General features: G+C 33.4%; 4 protein-coding genes. 1 reads left to right on the forward strand and 3 read right to left on the reverse strand.

What is annotated here, in order from left to right; all coding sequences use genetic code 11:
- From EZH24_RS06790 to EZH24_RS06800, 3 genes are all read right to left on the reverse strand, one after another.
- A partial coding sequence (locus EZH24_RS06790; protein ID WP_137998377.1) for a GDP-mannose 4,6-dehydratase occupies window positions 1-325 on the reverse strand: 325 nt, incomplete at its 3' end.
- 37 nt (window positions 326-362) lie between these two features.
- Complete coding sequence (locus EZH24_RS06795; protein ID WP_137998374.1) at window positions 363-1,295, reverse strand: GDP-L-fucose synthase family protein; 933 nt, start codon at window positions 1,293-1,295, stop codon at window positions 363-365.
- Between the two features lie 39 nt (window positions 1,296-1,334).
- Window positions 1,335-3,005 (reverse strand): Na/Pi cotransporter family protein, encoded by a 1,671-nt coding sequence (locus EZH24_RS06800; RefSeq protein ID WP_137998375.1) that lies wholly within the window; start codon window positions 3,003-3,005, stop codon window positions 1,335-1,337.
- 170 nt (window positions 3,006-3,175) lie between these two features.
- Between EZH24_RS06800 and glmS the strand changes: the two genes are divergently transcribed.
- Window positions 3,176-5,008, forward strand: a complete 1,833-nt coding sequence (gene glmS, locus EZH24_RS06805) for a glutamine--fructose-6-phosphate transaminase (isomerizing) (RefSeq protein WP_137998376.1) — start codon at window positions 3,176-3,178, stop codon at window positions 5,006-5,008.
- The last annotated feature ends 267 nt before the right edge of the window (window positions 5,009-5,275 follow it).

The following is a 5,275-nucleotide window of genomic DNA, read 5'->3' on the forward strand; positions in this document are numbered from 1 at the left end:
TTCCGAGTCCCACTACATCCGCCGTATATTCGGGTATATCGAAACTCACTCTAACATGACTTTGAGCGGCTAAATTATAAATTTCATCGGGCTGAATTTTTTCAAGCAATCTCGATAAAGCCGAACTGTCCGACAAATCTCCGTAATGAAGAAAAACTCTCGCGTCGTTTGCATGAAAATCCTGATATAAATGTTCTATTCTTCCCGTATTGAAAGACGAGCTTCTTCTTATAATTCCATGAACTTCGTAGCCTTTTTCAAGCAAAAGTTCCGCCAAATACGAACCGTCCTGTCCCGTTATTCCCGTAATAAGAGCTTTTTTCATTTTATTCATTTTAATTAATTCTCCGTTTTTAAATATTTTATTCTTTATAATTTTTCAAAAAATCATTATAGGCGATTTTCAAACCTTCTTCAAGTTCCGTTTTATAACGCCATCCCAAATTATTTATTTTGGAAACATCGAGCAATTTCCTCATTGTGCCGTCAGGTTTTGTAGAATCCAATATTATATTTCCTTCAAAACCTACTACTTTTTTTATCAAATTCGCCAAATCTTTTATCGTTATTTCTTTTCCGCTTCCTATATTTATAAATTTTCCTATTTCTTTCGCGTCTTTATTTTCCATCAAATATAAACATGCTTCGGCTAAATCGTCAGAATTCATAAATTCTCTTAATGGAGTTCCGCTTCCCCAAATAATAGTTTCTTTGTCTTTATTTATTTTCGCTTCATGAAATCGTCTAATGAGCATAGGAATCACATGGGCGTTTTCTTTATGATAATTGTCGTTAATTCCGTAAAGGTTGCATGGCATAACGGCTATATAATTCGTTTTGTATTGTTTATTGTAGGCATCGCATAATTCTATTCCAGAAATTTTTGCCAAAGCGTATGGACGATTCGTGCTTTCCAAATAACCAGAAAGTAAATATTCTTCTTTAATCGGTTGCGGGCATTCTTTAGGATAAATGCAACTCGAACCTAAAAACAATAATTTTTCCACGCCGTATTTAAAAGAGGCTTCTATAATATTATTTTGTATTTGGAGATTATAAAGTAAAAAATCAACTGGATAGGTGTCGTTTGCGTAGATTCCGCCGACTTTTGCCGCCGACAAAATCACCCATTCGGGCTTTTCGTTTTCAAAAAATTCAAATACTTTATCTCTTTCTCTCAAATCGAGTTCGCTATGAGTTCTTTTAATAATATCTTTATAGCCTTTTTTCGTAAAAACTCTTTCTATCGCGCTTCCCACTAATCCTTTATGTCCCGCTATATATACTTTTTTCAAAATTAACTCCTTTTTGTATTTATTATAATTAATTTAATTTTATTTATCTCTTCCCGTAATCGTTTCGGCGATATTCACAAGATTTGAAATCGACCTATTGAAGTAAACCAAAACATCTCCGTATAAATGAGCGTTGAGCGGAGGAATCAAAGATTTGTCGACATTATCGTAATGCCTTTGCCTCGCCTCGTAATAAAAATCTTTCACTTGATGATATTTTTCAATCGCTTCTTCGTAGGTTTTTTCTTTATTTATATAATAATATTGAGGAATCAGAGTCGATAAATAATCTATATACTCGACATTATTATTAATCATTTGCAATATGTCGCGCTTTTGAATTTCGTTAAATAAAGTTTTCTTTTCGTTTCCTTTGATTATAGCCTTTGCCAAATCTTTCAAATTATCTCCCAAATTTTCATAATATGTGCTTATATTTATCAAAGACGCGATATTGAGAGAGTTTAAAGTATTTTTCCCAAGCAGTTTGAGTAAAAATGTGTGAATTTCGTTATCGGTATTGTCCAAAAGTTTTTCGCCGTCTCTTATTTTGTTTAATAATCTTTCGCTCGGATTGTCGAATAATTCTCTTATTCTTAAAAGCATTTTCTTTGCTATCTCGCCCATATAAGTCACTTCTTTTCTAACTTCTATTTCTGCGGATACGGGCATATTCAAAAGTTTATCTACAAGCAAATTAACATGTTTTTCATCGTCTTTTTCTTTGATTATAATGCAAACAATTTTTTCAAGTTTATCGGTTAGAAAATAACAGACTATAACATTTACAATATTAAAAATTGTGTGAGCCGCCGCTATATAAAAAGATATATTGACATAATTATTGTTTACCATTTTATCGACTCCGCCAGAAACCACAAAACTTGCGATAAAATCAACCAATTTTATATAAGGATTGAATAAGAAAAACATATAAACTACGCCGAATATATTAAATAAACTGTGAACCAAAGCCGCTCTTTTTGCGTTTGTCGAAGCGTTTAAAGTAGCCAAAACCGCCGTTATCGTAGTTCCTATATTTTGCCCAAGTATTAATGCAACGGAAGTAGGAAAATCAATCAAACCTACGGTGGCAAGAGAAATCGTCACTCCCAACGCGGCGCTACTCGATTGTATTATCGCCGTTACTACAGTTCCTATGATTACGCATAAAAATCTGCCTTTGAATGTGTCCGCATTCGCTAACAAAAATACTTTTTCAAATTCTTCCGAGCCTCGCACCGATTCAAAAGCGTTTTTCATTAAAATGAGTCCGTAGAATATCATTCCAAAACCCATTAATATTTCGCCGAAGAATTTTAATTTTCTGTTTTCATTGCAGAATATTACTATTATAGAACCGACTCCCAAAGAAGGCAAAGCTAAAATATCCAAATTTAAAGATATTATCCATCCCGTAACGGTAGTTCCGACATTCGCTCCGAGAATTATATTTATCGCTTGAGTGAGGTTTAGTATTCCAGCATTGACAAAGCTAACCGTCATAACCGTGACCGCGCTACTTGATTGAACTATTGCCGTTATTAAAAAACCTAAAGATATTCCGAGTATTTTGCTATTGGTGACTTTGTGCAGAATTTCCTTTAATCTACTTTCGGTGCTTTCCTGCAAACCGTCCGAAAATAGTTTCAGTCCGAACATAAAAAGTCCGAACCCGCCTATTAAATTGAAAGTTAGATTTTGTATCATAAATATCCTAATTTATATAGTTTTTTTAGAATATCATATAATATTAAAAAGTCAATGAAAATTATTATTATATATAGCATTGTATTTTTAGATTTTTAATTTATAATTTTAAATTATTAGATTATCAAAGAAAGTTTAAATTTAATAAAATTCAATTTTAAGGATTCTTTATGTGCGGTGTAGTCGGTTATGTCGGAGAAAATAATTCGGTAGATATTTTAATGGACGGACTCTATTCTTTGGAATACAGAGGATACGATTCTGCGGGAATTTCGGTAATTGAAAATGACAGTATAATCACTTTCAAATCGGAAGGAAAGATTGATAATTTGCAAAATATTATAAATAAAAATAAAAAAATAGAATCAAATATTGGAATCGGACATACGAGATGGGCGACACATGGCGCGCCTTCGGATATTAACGCTCATCCCCATTCTACCGCTCGACTATCCTTGGTTCATAACGGAATAATAGAAAATTACAAAGATATAAAAGATAAGCTCGTTAAAAAAGGTTATAAATTTATTTCGGAAACCGACACGGAAGTCGCCGCAAATTTGATAGATTCTTTATACGATGGAAATCCTTTGATTGCCATAAGAAAAGCGATTGAAATTATAGAAGGTTCTTACGCTTTCGCAATTATTTTTAAAGACAAACTCGATAAAGTTTACGCCGTGAGAAAAGGAGCGCCTTTAATTGTCGCTTTGGGTAAAGACGGAAAAAACGAAAATTTTATCGCCTCCGATATTTCCGCTGTTCTGAAATATACGAATAAATATATCATAATGGACGAAGAAAATATAGCGGAACTTAAAAAAAATAGAGTCGCCATTTACGATAAGGATTTGAAAGAAATAAAAGCGAAAGTGAGCGAAGCTAATTGGACTTTGGAGCAGGCTGAAAAATCTGGCTACGAACATTTTATGATTAAAGAAATTCATGAACAACCTAAAGCGATTTTGGATACTATAGAGCCGAGAATCGTGCATGGAATTCCAGACTTCAAAAGAGACAATATACTTGACGAAAATTTTTGGACTTATTTCGACAGAGTTTATATAGTAGGCTGCGGAACGGCTATGCATGCGGCTATGATAGGAAAAAGATTGATAGAAGATAATTGCAGAATTCCCGTAGAATGCGAAATTGCATCGGAGTTTAGATATAAGAATCCGATTCTAACCGATAAAACTCTCGCAATATTCGTATCTCAATCGGGCGAAACGGCGGACACTTTAGCGGCTTTGAATTTGGTTAAAGAGAGAGGATGCAAAAGTTTGGCGATAGTAAATGTAAACGGTTCTTCTATAGCGCGAGCGTCCGATTATGTCATTTATACTTATGCGGGTCCCGAAATATCCGTAGCTTCCACTAAAGCCTATTCGGTTCAAGTTGCTATAATGTATTTGATAACTTTTAAAATATCTTTGGCTCGAAAATTGAAAAATGAAAAAGAAATAAAAATTCTTATAAGAAATATGCTTAACGCCATAGATTCTATAAATAAATTACTCGATATGAGCGAAGAAATTAAAAAATTATGCGTAGATTATAAGGAAGTTGGCAGTATATTTTTTATGGGAAGAGATTTGGATTATTATCAGGTTATGGAAGGCGCTTTGAAAATGAAAGAAATTAGTTATATACATTGCGAAGCTTACGCGGGCGGAGAGTTGAAACATGGAGTAATATCTTTAATCACGGAAGGAACTTCGGTAGTCGCTTTGGCAATACAGGAAAAAATCTTAAATAAAATGATAAGCAATATAAAAGAAGTAGTTTCGAGAGGAGCGAAAGTTCTTTTATTTGCAAAAGAAGGAATGAATATAGACAAAGACGCTTACGATAAAATAATATACTTGCCAAATATTGAAGATATGTTTATGCCGATAGCTTCGATTATAGCTTTGCAACTGCTCGCCTATCATACGGCGGTTGTGAGAGGTTGCGATGTCGACAAACCGAGAAATTTAGCGAAAAGCGTGACGGTTGAATGATTTATTAAAAAACGAGCCTTTAATCAAAACCCAATTAAAAAATCATTAAAATAAAAACAGCGCCCCTCGTTCGCAACATACAAAAAACTAAAAGAAACTATTAAAACCGTTTTGACAAATAAAATTATTCTGTTATAATAATCTTATGAATAAAAAACCATTTAATGCACTTAACGATTATTTTGTCAGGTATTTCTTCACCGACAAAGGGGGCGAAAAAGTTCTCCTTGATTTTATAAACGCCGTTATGATTAGCGCCGACATGAA

The organism is Brachyspira catarrhinii (assembly GCF_005518285.1).
Lineage (GTDB): Bacteria > Spirochaetota > Brachyspiria > Brachyspirales > Brachyspiraceae > Brachyspira > Brachyspira catarrhinii.